This is a genomic window from Aeromonas sp. R2-4 (assembly GCF_040908365.1).
Taxonomy (GTDB): Bacteria; Pseudomonadota; Gammaproteobacteria; order Enterobacterales; family Aeromonadaceae; genus Aeromonas; species Aeromonas veronii.
This window is the reverse complement of the sequence record NZ_JBFODO010000055.1, coordinates 168,562-187,401: the sequence shown is the minus strand read 5'-3', so window position 1 is coordinate 187,401 and position 18,840 is coordinate 168,562. Positions and strand designations below refer to the sequence as shown.

The window sequence follows — 18,840 nt, the reverse complement described above, 5'->3', positions numbered from 1 at the left end:
GGCCCCCATTGTAGATGACTATGTGTAATTGACCGTGTGTAACCGACAAGGTGGCGAAGTGACTCAGTGCGCCGCAGCCAGCGCCGCTTTGAGCTTGGCCAGCGCCTGACCGCGATGGCTCAGCTGGTTTTTCAGCTCGGCGGGCATCTGGGCGGCGGTGCAGTCTTGATCCGGCACGAAGAATACCGGGTCATAGCCAAAGCCATGTTGACCGCGCGGCTCGTCGATGATCATCCCTTCCCAGCTCGCCTGACAGATGATGGGGGTGGGATCGTCAGCGTGGCGCATATAGACCAGCACACACCAGAAGCGGGCGCTCTTCAGGTACTCGGGGGCACCTTGCAGCTCACCGAGCAGCTTCTCGATGTTGGCCTTGTCGCCGGCACCCACACCGGCAAAGCGGGCGGAGTAAACGCCGGGGCGCCCTTGCAGCAGATCAACTTCCAGACCGGAATCATCGGCCACGGCGGGCAGACCGGTAATGCGGGCGGCGTGGCGGGCCTTGATGATGGCATTCTCGACGAAGGTGGTACCGGTCTCATCGGCATCGGAGACCGCAAACTCGCTCTGTGGGATCACCTGGATCTTCATATCGGCCAACATGGCGGCCAATTCCTTCACCTTTTTCTGGTTACCTGTTGCCAGGACAAGCTTGTTCATCGAGCACCTCCGCAAAAATAATCTGCGCATTCTATGCGGCGCAAGCGTTTAGTAAAAGCGTCAATTACACCCGCTGTGATGGGGTTACGGGGGATTTGCCGCCATCGAATAACCTGCTTTTTAATACATGTTTCCATAATGGAATAACCAAAGTGATTAAATACCATTTCTATTCATTACTGTGAGTCAGTAGACTCGCGCCCCAATTCATTAACCTGGCTGACTAAAGAGGTGACAGATGCCATTGATACTTTTGCTCGTACTACTGGTGCTGTTCAGTCCGCTGGCTATCGACATCTACCTGCCCGCCATTCCGCAGATGGCCGAGCAGCTGGGCGCCGAAGTAACTCTGATGCAGGGCACCATCACCTGGTTCCTGTTCAGCATGGGACTGGGGCAACTGCTTGTTGGCCCGCTGGCCGATCGCTACGGTCGCAAGCCCATCGCGCTGGGCGGCGTGCTGCTCTATGGCCTGAGCGCGCTGGGGGCCGGTTTTGCCGCCAGCCTCGGCGAATTGATGCTGGCGCGAGTGCTGCAGGGCTTCGGCGCCTGCGCTACTTCGGTCGCCGCCTTCTCGGTGGTACGTGATAGCTACGGCCCGAAAAAGAGCGGCCAGATGATCTCCTACCTCAATGGCGCCATCTGCTTTATTCCGGCGCTGGCCCCCCTGCTCGGTGGCTGGCTCACCGCCAAGGCGGGTTGGTCTGCCAACTTCTGGTTTATGGCCGGTTACGCGCTCATCGTCGGCAGCTGGCTGATGTGGCGGATGCCGGAGACCCGCCCGGAAGAGACCCGCAGCGAAGGGGCCCTCATCAGCTGGTCTCGCTACAGCCCGGTGCTGCGCTCCCCCAGCTTCCTGTTCAACGCGGCGCTGTGCATGCTGGCGATGGCGGTGATCCTCGCTTATGTCACCGCCGCACCGGTGCAGCTGATGGTGAAACTGGGGCTCGATATGAGCGGCTTTAGCTACTGGTTTACCGCCAACGCCGCGCTCAACATCTTGGCCTGCTTTATGGCGCCGCGCTTTATTGCCAAGGTGGGGCCAAGACGCACCCTGCGCATCGGCCTGCTGGTGTTGATGCTCTCGGCCATCACCCTGACTTTGGCCATGCACATAGAACATCCGCTGGCGATGATGGGGCCGGTATTCCTCTCCAGCATCGGCTTTGCCATGATCCTAGGCGCTGCCGCCGGGATGGCGCTGGCACCGTTCGGCCACTGCGCCGGTACCGCCGCCGCCCTGCTCGGCCTGTTCCAGATGAGCGGATCCGGCGCGTTGGTTGGCCTGACCGGCGCCCTGATGCACGACCCGCTCAGCCAGCTGGCGCTGCATATGTGGCTGCTGCTGCCACCTCTGGTGATGCTGATGACCCGGCGCGGTCGCCGCTTGTGTTTGCAATAAATCCTGTGCTCTGATGGGCACACTCAGGGGGCCATCGGCCCCCTTCTCGTTTGTATCGCCTTTACAGCATATGGCCATCCGGCAGAGAGCCGGCGATGGCAACCCCACTCACTCGATGTCAGCGGAGAACTCCCGATGAGCCACACTCTCAACGCAGCCCTGGTGGGCTATGGCTTTGCAGGCAAGACCTTCCACGCCCCCTTCCTCTCCACCACGCCCGGTTTATCCCTGAGCTGGGTGGTGAGCCGCGATGCCGCCAAGGTGCAGGCCGATCTGCCCGGCTGTCGGGTCGGTTCACTGGAAGAAGTGCTGAGCGATGAGACCGTCGATCTGGTAGTGATCGCCACCCCCAACGATACCCATGCCCCCCTCGCCCGCCAGGCGCTGCTGGCAGGCAAATATGTGGTGATCGACAAGCCCTTTGCTCTGGATCTGGCAGAAGCGAAAGCACTGGTCGAACTGGCCGAAAAGCAGCAGCGGCTGCTCAGTATCTTCCACAACCGTCGTTGGGACGGGGATTTCCTTACCGTGCGCCGTTTGATTGCCGAAGGGACGCTGGGGCAGATCGCCCAGTTCGAATCCCACTTCGATCGCTATCGCCCCGAAGTGCGCCAGCGCTGGCGCGAAGCGGGCGGCCCGGGTTCCGGCCTCTGGTTCGATCTCGGCCCCCATGTACTGGATCAGGCGCTGCAGCTGTTCGGCCAGCCGGACTGGTTGCAGGCCGATCTGGCCGAGCAGCGCCCCGGCGCACTGGCGGACGACTACTTCCATGTGGTGCTGGGTTACGGTGCTCTGCGGGTTATTTTGCATGGCAGCTGTCTGGTTTCAGCCACCATGCCGCGCTTTGTCATTCACGGCAGCCAGGGTTCGTTCGTGAAATTCGGTATGGATGTGCAGGAAGATCAGCTCAAGCAGGGCTTGCGGCCCCCGGCGGCGGATTGGGGCATGGATAGCGAACCCGGTCAGCTCAGCCGCATTGTCGATGGTCAGTTACAGCAGCAGAGCGTGGTGGGTGAGCCGGGGGATTATGGCGCCTACTATCGCGGTGTCTGCGCCGCCATCAAGGGCGAGGGAAGCAATCCGGTGCCAGCAAGTGAAGCGCTGGCGGTGATGGCGCTGCTGGATCTGGCTCGTCAGAGCCACCTTGAGGGAAAACGGCTGCCCTGTCAGAAGCTGTCTGACTAAGGTGCGAGTCATCGGCCGCTATTGTTCAACCTTGACCTTGTTAAACCGCCATAAGATGGCAGCAAAGTGGTGTTTTATTGTGCAATTAGCACCATTTGACGGCATCTTGTATTGATATCAGTCGTTGCAGTGGAGCTTTTTATCCACGGCACGAAAAAATGTCATTGTGATATCCGTTTTCATCGGTAACTAATGGGGCTATATTGCGCCCGCCTGCTGCCTCCCGGCTTCTTGTTTCAATACCGGGCAACGGTGGGCGCTGTGATGGTTGCACAGACCATCTCTCCATCTTTTTTTGAGGGAATGCACATGAACAAAGTACTGGTAGCCGGTATCCTGGGTCTGATGTTGACTGCTTGCGGTCAGAAAGAAGAAAAAGCTGCCGCTCCTGCTGCTGCTCCGGCCGCCGAAGTTGCTGCCACTGTAGAAAAAGCCGCTAGCGAAGCCACCTCTACCGTAGAGAAGGCCACCTCCGAAGCGACTGCAACCGTAGAAAAAGCTGCTACCGAAGCCGCTACCAAGGTTGAAGCTGCAGTGAGCGATACCAAGGCCAACTAAGCCTGCACCTCATTCGAAGACGGGTCCGAAGGCAACTTCGGACCCGTTTTTTTATCTGTCGCTCAGGGGGCCGGATTAATCAGCGAGGTGAGGATGTGATCCTCCCAGCGACCATTGATCATCAGATACGCCCGCGCGAATCCCTCCCGCTCGAAGCCAAGCCGCTCCAGCAGGGCGCCACTGCGCTGATTGGCAGGCATATAGCAAGCCATGATGCGATGCAGATCGTGCTCCTGAAACAGGTAGTCGATGGCGGCTGACAGCACCTCTCCCATCACCCCCTGCCCCTGATGCTGCTGGTCGATGGCATAGCCCAGATGACACGCCTTGAAGACCCCCATCAGGATATTGCTGAAGTTGCAGGTGGCGATCACCCGCTCGCCAGCCGGATCGAGGGCCACCAGATTGACGCCGGTGCCGTTGAAGAACTGGCTGTAGCTGTCCTGCAGCCGGGCATGCCAGTAAGAGAGGGTGTAAAAGTGCTCGTCCCGAAGCGGCTCCCAGGGGGTGAGATGGTCACGGTTGCGCCGGTAGAAGTCGAGCATCATGGGGGCCCGATCCGGCGACAGTATAGTCAGGTGGGTGCGGGCCGTCTTGATATGTGGCAGCGACATCAGGACTCCCTCTGTCTTAGCCACTCATCGCGCAGCAAGCTGTAGTGGGCATGGTCCACAATCCGGTTGCCCAGTCGCTCTGCGCGCCGGGTCACCCCCTCCAGCTGCATCCCGAGCCGTTCACAGACCGCTCTGCTGGGCTCGTTATCGGTAGCGGCGCTGATCTCCACCTTCTCCATCCCCATCTCCTCGAAGGCGTGGTGGATCAGGGCCTGACAGGCCCGGGTGATGATACCGTTGCCCTGCCAGCGCTCCGCCAGCCAGTAACCGATGACCACCTTGCCAAGGTCGTGATCGATGCTGTTGTAACCTATGACCCCCACCACCTCCCCCTGATACTCGATGGCGGTGGTGAGCCCCTCGCCCCGGGCGAACTTCTCGATGGCACTGCGAATGAAGAGGGCGCTGTCGACAGGGCGCTGGATCAGTGGCGGCCAGGGTAGCCACTGGGAGAGGTACTCCCGGTTGCCATTGCAGAGGGCAAACAGTTCGCTCGCCATATCGGGCTGCAAGAAGAGCAGCGCAAGCTCGTCGTCCAACTGCCATGAAAACATGGGATTCTCCTTTCAAATCAGTGATCAAATCGCGAACCAGCACCCAATGTAGCCAATCGCCACTGGCCGCGCCAGCCACTTTTACGGCCCTCCTCCGGCAGGCTTCGCAGAGAGTGACTGCGCACGATCTCTCCTCCCTCAAAAGAGGAGGGTAGGTGTCTGAAACCGGATAATGCTCTCCACATGACGCCGATAAATGCCCCAAAACGGCACTTTGGCAGATCCTGCTACCCCTTTGTGCTGTGCTGTCACTTTTGACAGGGGGCACTTTCCCTCACCGGCACTAGCTTCAAAACGCCCGACCTTCGGTCGGTTTATCAACCTCATCGATTTAAGGAAAGAAGAGATGAATAAAATTTATCTGGCCGTTGCGCTGGCCTGCTGGGGAAGCGCCGCACTGGCGGCGCAAGAGGTAGAGATCAACGTAACGGCAAACGGCATCCAGGCCATGACCGGCCTCAGTGCCGCGAGTGGTACCTTGCAGCTGGAAGATGGCGAGTTTCGTCAGGTGCGGGTGGTCAAGCTGCCCAACGGCCAGCAGCGGATCCGCTACGAGCAGGTCTGGAACGGCATCCCGGTAATGGGTCAGGTGGTGGTAGCTGACAAGAGCCTGAACGGCCAGCTGCAACAAGCCAGCGGGCGCATGCTGCGCCAGATCGATCAGGATGTGGCAAGCCCGGCCGCCACCCTCTCGCCACAGGATGCAACAAGCAAGGCCAAGGCGGGCAGCAAGGGGAGCAACGAGCAGGTCAAACTCTACGTGATGCAGGATGAGAACGGGCTGGCTCGGCTGGTTTATCAGGTCTCCTTCATCACCGAAGGTGACAAGCCAAGCCGCCCCTTCGTCATACTTGATGCCCAGAGCGGTGAGGAGCTCAAACGCTGGGAGGGGATCAACCACAAGGATGCCACCGGCCCGGGGGGCAACATCAAGACCGGCAAATACGTCTACGGCACCGATTTTGGCCCGCTCATCGTCGATGACAACTGCCGGATGACCAGCCCCAACGTCGATACCATCAACCTCAACCACGCCACCTCTGGCGGCGCCATCCACCAGTTCACCTGCCCGGAGAACCAGGTCAAGGAGATCAACGGCGCCTACTCGCCCCTCAACGACGCCCACTACTTCGGCAACGTGGTGTTCGACATGTACCGCAACTGGTACAACACGGCGCCCCTCACCTTCAAACTGAAGATGCGGGTTCACTACAGCAAGAATTACGAGAACGCCTTCTGGGATGGCAGCCAGATGACCTTCGGTGACGGCGCCACCACCTTCCACCCGCTGGTGAGCCTCGATGTGGCGGCCCACGAGGTGAGCCACGGCTTTACCGAGCAGAACTCGGGGCTGGTCTATTCGGGACAATCCGGCGGCATCAACGAGGCCTTCTCCGATATGGCGGGGGAAGCGGCAGAGTTCTACATGAAGGGGAGCAACGACTGGCTGGTCGGCGCCCAGATCTTCAAAGGCAACGGCTCCCTGCGCTACTTCGAGGATCCGACCCGGGATGGCAGATCCATCGGCCATGCCGCGGATTATCAGGAGGGGATGGATGTACACCACAGCTCAGGGGTCTATAACCGCGCCTTCTACCTGCTCGCCACCAGCAGTGGCTGGAACACCCGCAAGGCATTTGAAGTGTTCTTGCTGGCCAACCGCCTCTACTGGGGCGCCAACACCAACTACCAGCAAGGGGCCTGCGGCGTCAGCCGGGCGACCGCCGACCTGGGTTACAGTCAGGCGGATGTGGCACGTGCCTTCCAGACCGTCGGGGTCGATGCCAGCTGCGGCACCACGCCGCCACCGAGCGACAACGTACTGCAAAACGGCGTGCCGGTGAGCAACCTCGCCGCCAGCAAGGGTGGCAAGCTCAACTACACCCTGAACGTACCGGCAGGCACCAGGTCGCTGCAGATCAGCAGCAGCGGCGGCACCGGAGATGCCGACCTCTACGTCCGCTTTGGCTCTGCCCCCACCAGCAGCAGCTACGACTGCCGTCCCTACAAGGGGGGCAATAACGAAAGCTGTTCGTTCACCAATCCCAAGGCAGGTACCTGGTACGTCCAGCTCTCCGGCTTTGCTGCATTCAGTGGCGTGACCCTCAAGGCCAGCTACTGATCCACCCGATGCGGGCCTTGTCCCGCATCGTTCTACTCATTGCGCCACCGTTTCGCCAGCGTGCGAGCGGTGGCCAACACGGTTTCCCGGGCCGGGTTGGGCCGCTTGCCACCGCGCCACGCCATCATCACATCCCAATGCTCTTGCGGCAGATTGCGCACATCTAGCCTGACCAGCCGCCCCACCTCCAGATCCCGCTTGATGGCCAGCTCCGGCATCAGGGTGATAAATCCGTGCTCCAGCGCCAGATCCCGCGCCGCACTGGCGGGCTGCACCGCATGCAGGGGGCTGGCCGCCCTCCGTAGCCGCCGCAACTGCTGGATAAAGACGTCACACCCCGGCCCCCAGACCTGAGGCGCCAGCCGCTGGTCGGCAATATCCTCCAGGGTGAGGCCGTGACAACCGGCCAGCGGATGCAATGGCGAGGCGATAGCGATGATGGGGGAGCAACAGAGCAGCTCCATCTGCAGACCCGCAACCGGCGGGCGCTTGAGCACAAAGCCGATATCGGCCTCGCCGGTCAGTAGCGACTGCATGATCTCGCCGGAGTGATCCGTGGTGCAGCGGATCTCGAACGGCTCGTCCACCAGCTCCATCAATAACGAGCCAAACACCACCGAAGTGAGGGATGGCAGGCTGGAGAGACGGATACAAGGCAGCGCAGGCGCCCCCTGCAGTGCCAGCCGCCCTTCGCTCAGGATCGCCAGCGCAGAGCGGGCCGATGGCAGAAACTCCTCGCAGGCACGGGTCGGCGTCACCCCGCGCCGATGACGCTGAAACAGCGGCGCCCCGAGGCTCTCCTCCAGTTGGGCAATCCGCTGGCTCACCAGCGGCTGTGACCAGCCACGAATGGCCGCCGCCTGACTGAAGCTGCCCAGCTCGGCCACATCCAGCAGCAGTTGCAGATCGTCCAGATCCATAGACATAAATAATCCTGATATGAAATATAGGTAGTTGTCGTCTACCACTATATCTAAACCCTCTCCAGAATGAAGGTATCTGTGAATGAGAGGGCGTTATGGTCGATAGGGCGAGGTTTTGGGGACGCTGGTTTCTGGCGCTGGATACCACACTGGTGATCCTGGGTTTCTTTGTGGTGATGCCGATGATCAGCCTGCGCTTCGTCGATCAACTCGGCTGGGCGGCCGGTCTGGTGGGGCTGGCCCTCGGCCTGCGCCAGCTGACCCAGCAGGGGCTGGGGATTTTCGGCGGCTCGCTGGCCGACCGCTTTGGCGCCCGCCCGCTCATCGTCACCGGCATGCTGTTGCGCGCCGTCGGCTTTGCCACCCTGGCCTGGGCCGACAGCGGCGCCATGCTGATCTTCTCCTGCTTCCTCTCGGGTCTGGGCGGTTGCCTGTTCGACCCGCCACGGGCGGCACTGGTGATCAAGTTCACCCGTCCCCATGAACGGGGCCGCTTTATCTCCCTGCTGATGATGCTGGAGAGTGCGGGAGCCGTCACCGGTGCCCTGCTAGGCAGCTGGCTGCTGCGCTTTGACTTCACCTACGTCTGCCTGCTGGGTGCCGGGCTCTTCACCCTGGCGGCTCTCTGCAACTGGACCCTGCTGCCCGCCTACCGCCTCTCGGTCAAACCGACCCCGATGCGGGAAGGGTTGGGACAGGTGCTGGCGGATCGCGCCTTCTGCCGACTGGTGCTGATCTTAAGCGGCTACTACATGCTGTGGGTACAGGTGATGCTGATTTTTCCCATTCTGGTCAAGCAGCTCTCCGGCACCACCACGGCGGTGGGCTGGATGTACAGCCTGGAAACGGCGCTGTCACTGGCGCTGCTCTACCCTATCGCCCGTTTCAGCGAGCGGCGCTATCGGCTGGAGAGCCGGCTGATGGCAGGTATCCTGCTGATGACGGTGGGGATCGGGCTGGTCGCCTTTGTCAGCACCCTCTCCGGCATCTTCGTACTGCTGGCCTGCTTCTATCTGGGGATCATCATCTGTGAACCGGCCCGGGAGACCCTGATGACCCGGCTTGCCAACCCCACAGCCCGCGGCAGCTACATGGGCTTCAGCCGCCTCGGACTGGCGCTGGGAGGCATGACCGGCTATGTGGGCGGCGGCTCCCTCTATGACTTCTCGCTGCAACAGGGACAACCAGCCCTTCCCTGGCTGGTGCTCGGTACCATAGGCGTCGCCACCATGTTGCTGCTGGCCCGCTGCTTCTCCCGCCGCCCGGAGCTGGCTATCAGAGCCGCCGCCTGACGCCCCCCCTGCCTACGGCAGCCCCGCCTACGGTGCTGCCGCTCACCCCATATTCTGCAAGTCATCACAGCAAAAGGTTGCGAATTACAACTTTCACGCTATTTTAGTTGTCACACACAACTAAAAAGGAAGCCACGATATGGATCCCCGTCCCCTGCGCGCCCTGTCGCGCGATCTGGTTCGCGAACTCGGCATGCTCTCCCAGCAGTGCGGCAATCTGGCCCTCACCCCCATCGAGGCTCACCTGCTGATCGAGCTGGAGAACGCCCCGGCCACCAATCAGCAGCTGGCAGAAAAGCTGCACATCGACAAATCCAACGCCAGCCGTCCGCTGGCCCGCCTCGCCGAGCGGGAGCTCATCAGCTGGCACCCGCACCCCTCCGACGGCCGCAGCAAGGAGGCCCGCCTCACCGTCAACGGTCAAGGGATGCTGCTGGAGTTGCACCGGGAGATGGACGGGGCGATGGAAGAGATGCTGGCGCAGTTGAGCCTGCCCGAGCGGGAGCAGCTGTGGCAAGGGCTGCGGCTCTATCGCAGCGCCCTCTCCCGCGCCCGCCGCCAGCGGGGTTACCAGATCCGTCCCATCACGGCGGCGGACAATGCCCAGATCGCCTTGGTAATTCGCGCCGTCTCGGCCGAATATGGCCTCACCGCCGACAAGGGGTATGGGGTCTCGGATCCCAATCTCGATACCCTCTCCCAGAGCTATCAGGGGGAGAAGAGCCGCTACTGGGTTATCGAAGGGCCGGACGGTTCCATCCTCGGCGGTGGTGGTATCGCGCCATTGGCGGGAGAAGAGGGAGTCTGCGAGCTGCAGAAGATGTACTTTATGCCCGCCCTGCGCGGACTGGGCCTTGGCAAGCGGCTGGTGTTGCAGGCACTGGATGCCGCTCGCGGTTTGGGCTATCGACGCTGCTATCTGGAGACCACTGAGGTACTGCGCGAAGCCACCAGCCTCTATGAATCACTGGGCTTTGAACATCTGCCAGGCCCCCTTGGCTGCACCGGCCACGGGGATTGCGAGATCTGCATGGTGCTGACACTGGGGTAGCCACCCCTCATCCCCAACCCTTCTCCCGCAAGGGGAGAAGGGGGCAAAAACACTTCCGCGATCTTTCAGTCAGACCTCCGATGGTGCCCTCTCCCTCCGGGAGAGGGCTAGGGTGAGGGCTGCTTACGACTGGTATATGCTGAACCATTCCCCCTGTATCCCTCCTTAAACAGGCAAACGGTACAAAACAAGAGACCCCGCCGAAGCGGGGTCTCTTTGATTATCTGCCAACAGGCAAACAAACCGTTATCAGTGCTCGCGAGTCTGACGGAACTCCACGTCGGGGTGGCGCTCCTGTGCCAGGCGCAGGTTGACCATGGTCGGCGCGATATAGGTGAGGTTGTCACCGCCATCGAGGGCCAGGTTGACCTCGTTCTTGCGCTTGAACTCTTCGAACTTCTTGACGTCGGTCCCTTCCACCCAGCGGGCGGTGGAGACGTTGACCGCCTCGTAGATGGCCTCGACGTTGTACTCGCTCTTCAGACGAGAAACCACCACGTCGAACTGCAGCACACCGACCGCACCGACGATGAGATCGTTGCTGATCAGCGGACGGAACACCTGCACCGCGCCCTCTTCGGAGAGCTGTACCAGCCCCTTGAGCAGCTGCTTCTGCTTGAGCGGATCGCGCAGGCGGATGCGGCGGAACAGTTCCGGTGCAAAGTTCGGGATACCGGTGAACTTGAGATCCTCACCCTGGGTGAAGGTGTCGCCGATCTGGATGGTACCGTGGTTGTGCAGACCGATGATGTCGCCGGCGAAGGCGTCTTCCGCCTGCTCCCGGTCACCAGCCATAAAGGTCACGGCGTCGGAGATGTTCACATCCTTGCCGATGCGCACGTGGCGCATCTTCATGCCCTTGCTGTAGGTGCCTGATACGATACGCATAAAGGCGATACGGTCGCGGTGTTTCGGGTCCATGTTTGCCTGGATCTTGAACACGAAGCCGGAGAACTTCTCCTCGGTCGCTACCACTTCACGGCTCTCGGCCTTGCGCGGCATGGGCGCCGGCGCCCAGTCGGTCAGGCCATCCAGCATGTGGTCGACACCGAAGTTGCCAAGCGCAGTACCGAAGAAGACCGGGGTCATCTCGCCAGCGATAAAGGCGTCGTGATCGAACTCGGGAGAGGCGCCCTGCACCAGCTCCAGCTCGTCACGCAGCTGCTGGGCCAGATCTTCGCCGACGGCGGCATCCAGATCCGGGTTGTTCAGCCCCTTGACCACCCGCTTCTCCTGGATGGTGTGGCCCTGACCGGTCTGATACAGATAGGTCTCATCCTTGTAGAGGTGGTAAACACCCTTGAAGGATTTGCCACAGCCGATGGGCCAGGTGATGGGGGCGCACATGATCTTCAGCTCGCGCTCCACCTCGTCCATCACTTCCATCGGATCGCGCACTTCGCGGTCCAGCTTGTTCATGAAGGTGAGGATGGGGGTATCGCGCAGACGGGTCACTTCCATCAGCTTGCGAGTCCGGTCTTCAACACCCTTGGCGGCGTCGATGACCATCAGGCAGCAGTCGACCGCCGTCAGGGTACGGTAGGTATCTTCGGAGAAGTCCTCGTGACCCGGGGTGTCGAGCAGGTTGACCAGACAGTCGGCATAGGGGAACTGCATCACCGAGGTAGTAATGGAGATACCACGCTGCTTCTCCATCTCCATCCAGTCGGATTTGGCATGCTGGCCCGAGCCACGGCCCTTGACGGTACCGGCGCGCTGAATGGCCTGTCCGAACAGCAGGACTTTTTCAGTGATGGTGGTTTTACCCGCATCCGGGTGCGAAATGATCGCAAAAGTGCGTCTCTTGGAGACTTCACTCAGAAATTCAGCAGACATAATTCAACGTTCTTCTATTGAGCGGTGGCATCAGCCACCGTGGGAATAAATCCGGAATGCCGCTCACGGCACATGTATACGCAACGAAAGCCACGCCAGCTGGCGTGTTGCCAACCTGGTGGAGAGAGGGAGGAGGGTTGCGTTACATGGGTCTTCTCGCCTGAGTCAAAGCAAAATTGCGCGACATTATACCCGCGCGAGTGAAAAATACCCAGCCTGACAAGAGATGATAATTTGGCCGCACATCCGTTCCACAGGTTCCAACTGAACAGAAAATCAAACACTCCGAATCGGATGGCAGCATCCGGACCACGTGGACTTGGCCCCCTCCCCATGCCAGCAACAACCACTCTTGATAAATTTTCATACTTGGACTTTCCCTATCCAGCTACAAATATGTAAATCGTATCTACATAATGGAGAGGTCATTACATGAAACATTCCACCCTGCACAATCAACAGATCGTCATTATCGGTGGTACCTCGGGTCTTGGCCTGGCCACCGCCCAACAAGCGATCGAGCAAGGCGCCAAGGTCATTATCGGCGGTTCCAGCCGTGAGCAGCTTGCCACTGCGCTGGCTGAACTGGGTCCAAGTGCCAGTGGCCATCAACTGGATATTCTCGACGTCGACTCCGTCAATCACTTTTTCAACCAGCTGGATTCGCTGGATCATCTCGTCATTACCGCCGCCGTCATGCGACCAGGCAGCTTTCTCACCGCTGCCATCGAAGACTTGAAAATCAACATGGACAGCCGCTTCTGGGGAAGTGTTCATGCGATCCGCGCCGCAGCACCCAAACTGTCCGAACGCGGCTCCATCGTGCTCACGTCCGGGATGGTGACGCGCCGCCCACAACTAGGTAAAGCACTCCCTGCCGTTGCAGCTGGCGCGGTTGAAACGCTGGCTCACAGTCTGGTTACCGAGCTGACCCCCCGTCGGATCAACGTCATCAACCCGGGCCCCATGCGCACTCCCATGCTGCTTAAAGCACTGGGCAATGACCCACAAAAAGTGGCTACCGTGGCGCAAAGCCTGCCGTTGAAACGCTTGGGAGAGGGAGAGGATTATGCGCAGGCCGCACTGTTCCTGATGAGCAACAACAACATGAATGGTGAGGTGCTTCATCTCAATGGTGGCAGCGCCTGGGCATAACGCCCTTCTGACGGTCTTCTGCGCTCGCGCTTGCCAATCTGTCATCGCAGGCAAGAACGAGCGCAGGGGGCGAGTCTCATCGCCGTATCAGTGTGCTCCCCAATAGCGATGACACCCTGGTGAGTGACAATACCCAGCCCGTCACTCGTCTGTCTCCACCCGGTTGCGCCCCGCCTCTTTCGCACGATACAGCGCGTTGTCGGCACGCTGGATCAAGGCCGCCAGATCCTGATCATCGTCTCGCAGAGAGGCACATCCGATACTGATGGTTACCGGGTACGACATGCCGGGCAGCGCCCGGTTGGCGACCGTGTGACGGATCCGCTCAGCCACCCGGCACGCCTCTTCAAGGCTGGTATCCGGCAGCAGGATCAAGAACTCCTCTCCGCCGGTACGCCCCAACTGATCCTGGTGTCGCAGCTGTCGATCTGCCGCCCGAGAGACCCATTGCAGCACCCTGTCTCCTTGATGATGGCCCAGGGTATCGTTGATCCGCTTGAAGTGATCGATATCGAACACCAGCAGACAAAATGGCGTGCCCTGCCTGCGAGCCTGCGCCAACATATCGCTGCCCTGCCGCAGCACCCGACGGCGGTTGTTGATGCCGGTCAGCTCATCGGTAAAGGCCAGACGACGCATCCGACGGTTGCGATCAAGCAGCCACCCCATCGTCAGCAACGCCAGTACCCCGCAAAGCACCATCACCACCAGCAGCCAGAAACGACGCTCCTTGACCTGCTCCAGCTCCTGCTGCTGCAACTGCTGCTCGACTCGCAGTCGCTCGTTCTCCCCCTCCTGACGGGCCAACTCGAACTCGCCGCGAACCCAGGCAGTGCTCTGTTCCCGTAACAGCTGATCGAGCCGCTGCTCCTGCACCAGATGCTCCCGCAATGCAGCCAGCGCCGCCGGATAGTCGCCTTGCAACTCGAGCGCCCGACTGCGTACCCAGTAGAGCTCGAGCAAAAAGCGTACGTGCCCTTCCACCTTCAAAATCGGCTCAATCTTCTCAAGCGCACGCAAGGCTGGCGCCGGTTCCTGCTCTTCGACTCTCAACCTCGCCCGCACCAGCTCGAGATGCGCATGGAGGATGGGGTCAACATCGGGAGAGAGCACCTTCGCCGCTTGTGCCAACAAGCGTCCGGCATCAGCGGGGCGATCCAGCCCGAGCAGAGCCTCGGCCTGCATCACCATGCGTTCGGCATGCTCAATCAGATATTGAGGCTGATTATAAAAGGCCGCACTGCGTTCAAGCTCGCCCAGCGCATCCTGATAACGCCCGGTCTGCAGATAGACCATCGCCAGTTGATCACTTAGCCTTGCCGAGCCAAATCCATCGTGGCTCCTGGCAAAATGCTCGCTCAACCGGTTGAGGGTGGCGAGCGCTTCGGCATAGAGGCCCATACGACGAAATGTGGCTGCAATCTCGAGCTGCGCCTGGTGATACCAGGTGGGCAACCCCAGCTGCTCATAGATACTGTGAGCCTTGGTGAGATCCATCAGCCCCTGGCCTGAGACCCCCTGAAAAGACAGCATGGCCCCCCGGCGGGCCAGCGCCAGCGCCTCCAGCTTTGGCAAGGCGGCCTCTCTTGCCAGCCGCAGCCCCTCTTCGTAATCGTGACGAGCCTTCGCTACCTCGCCGAGCAGCTGATTGAACCAGCCGCGGCAAATCGTCAGCTCCGCCACGGCGGCGTCATCACCCTGCTCGCGCGCAATGGCCAGCATCCGCTCCGCATTGGCGATGGCGGTTCGGGACTCCTGCATGTCATCGGCCGATTGGGCCCAGCAAGCCAGACGACTGATCCGCATCTGCTGCGACGGCGGATAGGCGTTGCCGTCCCGCTGCAAACGGGCAACGCGCTCCCGCAGCAACTCGATCGGCTGGTAGACCCGCTCCATCCCTCCCAGTTCATTTTCCAACTGCTCGGGGGACAAGGGTTTGGCTGCCAGCCCGAACGCCGCCAGCAACAGCAGCAAGGCAAGTCGGCTCATACACACTCCGGATCAATGGGAAAGATCATCGGGCAAGCCGATGCCGGAAAATCACCATCTTTCCCCTGTAACAATGGTTGTAAAGGCTATCACCCGGACAGAGAGCCCGAATGGCAGGCTAGTCACATTTTACTGCGATATCATCGCGTTGGAATAAAAGCGGGGACGCACAGCGAAAAAGAGGGGGCGGGATAACAACCCAAGAGGGGTTGCCCCCTCCCGGTCACTAGTGATGCTGCCAGCGCCGCAGCAGCCGGCCGCGCAGGCCGCAATCGAGCAGCCAGCTGTTGTCAAATACCCGCAGCAGCGCCTGCTTGGCGTGGCGGGACATGGCGACGGCGTGAAAACGGGTCTGGCGCTGGCGATAGCGGTTCATCTGATCGAGCAGGGGATGAGGCAGGCTCTGGGCTATAAAATCGGAGATGACCAGCACATCCGCCTTGGCAAAGGCGGGATCATCTAGCTTGGCCAGCGCTTTTTCCAGACAAGGCACCAGATCGGTACCGCCGTGAAAACTCATGGAGAGGAAGCGCTCCGCCTTGTCCAGACCGGTCTCGGCGGTGATCTCGAGGGTCGCCACCTCGGTGGAGAAGAGCATCAGGTAGCAGCCGCGCTTCTCATCCATCGCCACCTTGAGCAACGCCAGAAACAGCGCCTTGGCACACTCCTCGGGATAACCGCCCATAGAGCCCGAAGTATCAACGCAGACGATAAAGGGGCCCCGTTGCTGCAACTGCTGGCCACCCTGCTCCGGGGTGCGCAGCATGATGCGCTGACGCGGCAAGGTGCCACGTGACTGGTAGCTGAGCAGACGCCGCTCCAGATAGCGGCGATAGAACTCCAGCTCCAGCTCCGGCAGCCCCAGCATCACAGCTTCACTTGGCAATAACCGCATCAGATCGCTCGCCTGATGGATACCCACCAGATCGTCCGGCACATCGTCGCTGGGTGCTGGCTCCAACTCCAGCACCTGAACCGGCGGCACAGGTTGCTCCTGCGCCCGCCGATCCCGCTCGCTGCGCCCGAGCAGGCCGGCAATCTCCGCCAGCAAAGGCTCGCGCTGCAACATGCGGGCGTATTGCTTGACCAGCACCAGACTGCGCTTGTGCCAGTGCCCCTGAGCCAGATCCCACAAACCACCGGCGGAGATCTGGTTGGGGTCGAGGGCATCGGCCAGGGTGCGGCTCGCCAGCAACTGATCTTCAATCTCCTGACGCTGCTTCTCCCGCTCCGCTTCGGCGATCTGCTGCTGCAGTTGCAGCAGGCTTCCCACCAGACTGGCGCGCCACTTGTCGATAAAGAGCTGGCGCAGCCCCTCGGTGGGGTGAGCAGCCAGCTGACGCACCAAGGATCTGGCCTCACCGGCGAAGGGGCTGTACTGCTCCAGCGACTCCAGCAGGCCGGGCAGGCGACCAATCAGCTCGGTCATCGGCAGTTGCCGATGCACCTGATAGAGCAGGTACTCCTGCTCCAGCGCCACCGGCACCGGCTTGTGGCGGATCTCCTCGCCAAGCTGCTCACCCCAGCTCTGCAGGCGCTTTTTCAATAACTTGCCCTGTAGCGGGGAGCGTTTGATAAATTCGGAAATCTTGGGCGAGGCCGCCAGCAGGAGCGCCACCTCACCCGCAAGCTCCCCTTCGCCAATCAGGAGCCCCAGATCCAGCATGCCGATCTCAAGCATGGGTGCTCCTTACTCGTCCAGCCTTGGCAACCGCTCGCGCCACTGGGTCAGCTCGCTGCGCAGCAGTTCGAGATCCCGGTTCAGCACGAAGAAGCTGTCTTCCACCTGCTGCAACCAGCGTGAGTCGATAAAGAGGTGTTGTTGGTGACGCTCGAACAGGCTGCGCTGCTGCTTGAGCATCTGCATCACCTTGCCGACCTGAACCAGCAGCTCGTCGAGCGACTGCAACCAGGGCGCCAGCACCACCTCGGGGATGGCGTTGCGCTCCATCAGCACCAACGGGATCTGCTGGCGCTGGATATCGAGCACCTGCAGCCGCAGCTCATCGTCCAGCACCAGCTCGTAATGCCCCTCTTTCGGGTTGCCGAACTCATAACCCACCAGCGCCTCACCGGTGGGATGCCAATGGGAGAGCAAGGTGCGATCGAACACCAGCGTACGGGTGAGTCGCTCGGGATCGCTGCCATCCAGCGGCGCCGGGGTGAGCAGATGGAAGTGCACCTGCTTGCCAAAGGGTCTGGCATTGGCAAGCGGGATCTCGATGCCCCGGGCCCGCCGACCAAACCACTGCTTGCGTTGCCGGGCCTTTGTGCAAAGGCGCTGAGCCACGCTCTGTTTGAGCTGTTTGAATTGATCCCGCAGCGCCAGCAGCTGGCGGGTCATCGCCAGTTGCTGATAGCCGTAGAGACGGGAAAACTCGGTCATCATCTCCAGCAGGGCGGTGCGGGACTCCTCGTCATGCCAGAGACAATCCTTGAACAGCAGCAGATCTACCGGTGCGACCTCATCGCGACCATTGAAGAAGGCACTCGCCTTGATAAGCCGTACCGCCTTCTTCCAGCGGCGATCCGACACATAGCAGCGATGGGCCAGCTGACTGTCGAGCTGCTGGCGCAGCTGATAGATAAGCTCGAAACAGGCATCCGGCAAACGCACCTGTTCAATCTGGCTCTGCCACTGCTCGTACTCATCCCCTCGGATCTGCAGGGATTCCGGCAGGTTCTGGTGGGCGTGGCCATCGCTGGCCAGCATGGATTGAAAGTTGGCTTTCTCCTGCACCCGGTCCATCCAGATCCGCACCAGCATCCGGTCGTAGAGCGCTTCCAGCCCGCTGTCCTGCGCTGGCAGCTCGTTGGACGCGGTCACCAGCAAGCGCATCGGGATGGGGTGCTGGCTGTCGCCGTTGCGAAACTGCCGCTCGTTGATGGCGGTGAGCAGGGTGTTGAGGATGGCAGGGCCCGCCTTCCAGATCTCGTCGAGGAACACCACTTCGGCCTCAGGCAGATAACCTGTGGTGAGACGCAGATATTTGCCATCCTCTTTCAGCGCCTGAATGGAGAGGGGGCCAAACACCTCCTCCGGCGTACTGAAACGGGTCATCAGGTATTCAAAGTGGCGGGCGTCGTGAAAGGCCAGCTTGAGGCGGCGGGCGATCAGGCTCTTGGCAATACCGGGTGGCCCCAGCAAGAAGACACTCTCGCCACTGAGGGCAGCCAGCAGACCGAGGCGCAAAGCATCTTGCCGTTCGTAGAGTCCCTCACCGAGGGCGGCCAGCAGCCGGGGCAAGCGCTCCTGTATGGGAATAAGACGCGCAGGATTCTGGGCTTGAGCTAAAGACGACATAGAGAGTGTTCCGAAGCTGGGATGATGTTAGCCCCAAGGCGCGATATCCATTTGCTCGACCTTGGGTTTTGTCTTGTTATGATGTTTATTCTGGTATCTCTTGCCGCACAATACCCGCCTCTGGCAGGAAAAAACGCAAAGGCAGTGCGATACCGTATCGGCAGCGTGCTGCGCCCATGCATGGCCAGTGTCGTG

The 18,840-nt window shown here is 60.8% G+C and carries 15 protein-coding genes; 7 read left to right on the top strand and 8 right to left on the bottom strand.

What is annotated here, in order from left to right:
- Positions 1–63: 63 nt before the first annotated feature.
- Positions 64–660 (bottom strand): RdgB/HAM1 family non-canonical purine NTP pyrophosphatase, encoded by a 597-nt coding sequence (rdgB, locus tag AB5Z05_RS21315; protein WP_362786350.1) that lies wholly within the window; start codon positions 658–660, stop codon positions 64–66.
- A gap of 238 nt (positions 661–898) precedes the next feature.
- Here rdgB and AB5Z05_RS21310 point away from each other — a divergent pair, with 238 nt between their 5' ends.
- The 3 genes from AB5Z05_RS21310 (at position 899) to AB5Z05_RS21300 (ending at position 3,805) form a co-directional block, all read left to right on the top strand.
- The gene (locus tag AB5Z05_RS21310; RefSeq protein WP_042053392.1) at positions 899–2,062 is read left to right on the top strand and encodes a multidrug effflux MFS transporter; all 1,164 of its coding nucleotides are present in this window, start codon (positions 899–901) and stop codon (positions 2,060–2,062) included.
- A 135-nt stretch (positions 2,063–2,197) separates the two neighbouring features.
- Positions 2,198–3,247: an oxidoreductase gene (locus AB5Z05_RS21305; protein WP_368152941.1), complete on the top strand. Its 1,050-nt coding sequence runs from the start codon at positions 2,198–2,200 to the stop codon at positions 3,245–3,247.
- A 309-nt stretch (positions 3,248–3,556) separates the two neighbouring features.
- Positions 3,557–3,805: a hypothetical protein gene (locus tag AB5Z05_RS21300; RefSeq protein ID WP_368152940.1), complete on the top strand. Its 249-nt coding sequence runs from the start codon at positions 3,557–3,559 to the stop codon at positions 3,803–3,805.
- A gap of 62 nt (positions 3,806–3,867) precedes the next feature.
- Here AB5Z05_RS21300 and rimJ read toward each other — a convergent pair whose 3' ends face one another.
- Both rimJ and AB5Z05_RS21290 read right to left on the bottom strand, forming a co-directional pair.
- The gene (rimJ, locus tag AB5Z05_RS21295) at positions 3,868–4,419 is read right to left on the bottom strand and encodes a ribosomal protein S5-alanine N-acetyltransferase (protein WP_139430045.1); all 552 of its coding nucleotides are present in this window, start codon (positions 4,417–4,419) and stop codon (positions 3,868–3,870) included.
- The gene (locus AB5Z05_RS21290) at positions 4,419–4,973 is read right to left on the bottom strand and encodes a GNAT family protein (protein WP_323911614.1); all 555 of its coding nucleotides are present in this window, start codon (positions 4,971–4,973) and stop codon (positions 4,419–4,421) included. The genes rimJ and AB5Z05_RS21290 overlap by 1 nt, the downstream gene beginning before the upstream one ends.
- 346 nt (positions 4,974–5,319) lie before the next feature.
- On the opposite strand from AB5Z05_RS21290, the gene AB5Z05_RS21285 reads away from it, so the two are divergent.
- Complete coding sequence (locus AB5Z05_RS21285) at positions 5,320–7,095, top strand: M4 family metallopeptidase (RefSeq protein ID WP_368152939.1); 1,776 nt, start codon at positions 5,320–5,322, stop codon at positions 7,093–7,095.
- A 32-nt stretch (positions 7,096–7,127) separates the two neighbouring features.
- Here the strand turns inward: AB5Z05_RS21285 and AB5Z05_RS21280 are convergent, their stop codons facing one another.
- Positions 7,128–8,021 (bottom strand): LysR family transcriptional regulator, encoded by an 894-nt coding sequence (locus AB5Z05_RS21280; RefSeq protein ID WP_005349020.1) that lies wholly within the window; start codon positions 8,019–8,021, stop codon positions 7,128–7,130.
- A gap of 92 nt (positions 8,022–8,113) precedes the next feature.
- Here AB5Z05_RS21280 and mdtH point away from each other — a divergent pair, with 92 nt between their 5' ends.
- On the top strand, positions 8,114–9,310 hold the full coding sequence (mdtH, locus tag AB5Z05_RS21275; protein ID WP_005340523.1) for a multidrug efflux MFS transporter MdtH: 1,197 nt from the start codon (positions 8,114–8,116) through the stop codon (positions 9,308–9,310).
- Positions 9,311–9,449: 139 nt separating this feature from the next.
- The gene (locus AB5Z05_RS21270) at positions 9,450–10,361 is read left to right on the top strand and encodes a bifunctional helix-turn-helix transcriptional regulator/GNAT family N-acetyltransferase (RefSeq protein WP_005340520.1); all 912 of its coding nucleotides are present in this window, start codon (positions 9,450–9,452) and stop codon (positions 10,359–10,361) included.
- A 249-nt stretch (positions 10,362–10,610) separates the two neighbouring features.
- On the opposite strand, the gene prfC is transcribed toward AB5Z05_RS21270, so the two are convergent.
- Positions 10,611–12,200: a peptide chain release factor 3 gene (prfC, locus tag AB5Z05_RS21265; RefSeq protein ID WP_156152975.1), complete on the bottom strand. Its 1,590-nt coding sequence runs from the start codon at positions 12,198–12,200 to the stop codon at positions 10,611–10,613.
- Positions 12,201–12,629: 429 nt separating this feature from the next.
- Between prfC and AB5Z05_RS21260 the strand changes: the two genes are divergently transcribed.
- Entirely contained in the window at positions 12,630–13,352 is a 723-nt protein-coding gene (locus AB5Z05_RS21260) for an SDR family oxidoreductase (RefSeq protein WP_335819441.1), read from the top strand.
- 141 nt (positions 13,353–13,493) lie between these two features.
- Here the strand turns inward: AB5Z05_RS21260 and AB5Z05_RS21255 are convergent, their stop codons facing one another.
- The 3 genes from AB5Z05_RS21255 to AB5Z05_RS21245 form a co-directional block, all read right to left on the bottom strand.
- On the bottom strand, positions 13,494–15,341 hold the full coding sequence (locus AB5Z05_RS21255) for a diguanylate cyclase (RefSeq protein WP_368152938.1): 1,848 nt from the start codon (positions 15,339–15,341) through the stop codon (positions 13,494–13,496).
- 226 nt (positions 15,342–15,567) lie between these two features.
- The gene (gene viaA / locus AB5Z05_RS21250) at positions 15,568–17,022 is read right to left on the bottom strand and encodes an ATPase RavA stimulator ViaA (protein WP_368152937.1); all 1,455 of its coding nucleotides are present in this window, start codon (positions 17,020–17,022) and stop codon (positions 15,568–15,570) included.
- A 9-nt stretch (positions 17,023–17,031) separates the two neighbouring features.
- Positions 17,032–18,645 (bottom strand): ATPase RavA domain-containing protein, encoded by a 1,614-nt coding sequence (locus tag AB5Z05_RS21245; RefSeq protein WP_368152936.1) that lies wholly within the window; start codon positions 18,643–18,645, stop codon positions 17,032–17,034.
- Positions 18,646–18,840: the final 195 nt, after the last annotated feature.

Excerpts from the sequence above, each read along its gene's own strand:
- AB5Z05_RS21245 (WP_368152936.1), bottom strand. The coding sequence starts at position 18,645 with ATGTCGTCTTTAGCTCAAGCCCAGAATCCTGCGCGTCTTATTCCCATA.
- AB5Z05_RS21310 (WP_042053392.1), top strand. The coding sequence starts at position 899 with ATGCCATTGATACTTTTGCTCGTACTACTGGTGCTGTTCAGTCCGCTG.
- AB5Z05_RS21300 (WP_368152940.1), top strand. The coding sequence starts at position 3,557 with ATGAACAAAGTACTGGTAGCCGGTATCCTGGGTCTGATGTTGACTGCT.
- viaA (WP_368152937.1), bottom strand. The coding sequence starts at position 17,022 with ATGCTTGAGATCGGCATGCTGGATCTGGGGCTCCTGATTGGCGAAGGG.
- AB5Z05_RS21280 (WP_005349020.1), bottom strand. The coding sequence starts at position 8,021 with ATGTCTATGGATCTGGACGATCTGCAACTGCTGCTGGATGTGGCCGAG.
- AB5Z05_RS21270 (WP_005340520.1), top strand. The coding sequence starts at position 9,450 with ATGGATCCCCGTCCCCTGCGCGCCCTGTCGCGCGATCTGGTTCGCGAA.
- AB5Z05_RS21260 (WP_335819441.1), top strand. The coding sequence starts at position 12,630 with ATGAAACATTCCACCCTGCACAATCAACAGATCGTCATTATCGGTGGT.
- mdtH (WP_005340523.1), top strand. The coding sequence starts at position 8,114 with ATGGTCGATAGGGCGAGGTTTTGGGGACGCTGGTTTCTGGCGCTGGAT.
- AB5Z05_RS21255 (WP_368152938.1), bottom strand. The coding sequence starts at position 15,341 with ATGAGCCGACTTGCCTTGCTGCTGTTGCTGGCGGCGTTCGGGCTGGCA.
- AB5Z05_RS21285 (WP_368152939.1), top strand. The coding sequence starts at position 5,320 with ATGAATAAAATTTATCTGGCCGTTGCGCTGGCCTGCTGGGGAAGCGCC.
- AB5Z05_RS21290 (WP_323911614.1), bottom strand. The coding sequence starts at position 4,973 with ATGTTTTCATGGCAGTTGGACGACGAGCTTGCGCTGCTCTTCTTGCAG.
- rimJ (WP_139430045.1), bottom strand. The coding sequence starts at position 4,419 with ATGTCGCTGCCACATATCAAGACGGCCCGCACCCACCTGACTATACTG.
- AB5Z05_RS21305 (WP_368152941.1), top strand. The coding sequence starts at position 2,198 with ATGAGCCACACTCTCAACGCAGCCCTGGTGGGCTATGGCTTTGCAGGC.
- rdgB (WP_362786350.1), bottom strand. The coding sequence starts at position 660 with ATGAACAAGCTTGTCCTGGCAACAGGTAACCAGAAAAAGGTGAAGGAA.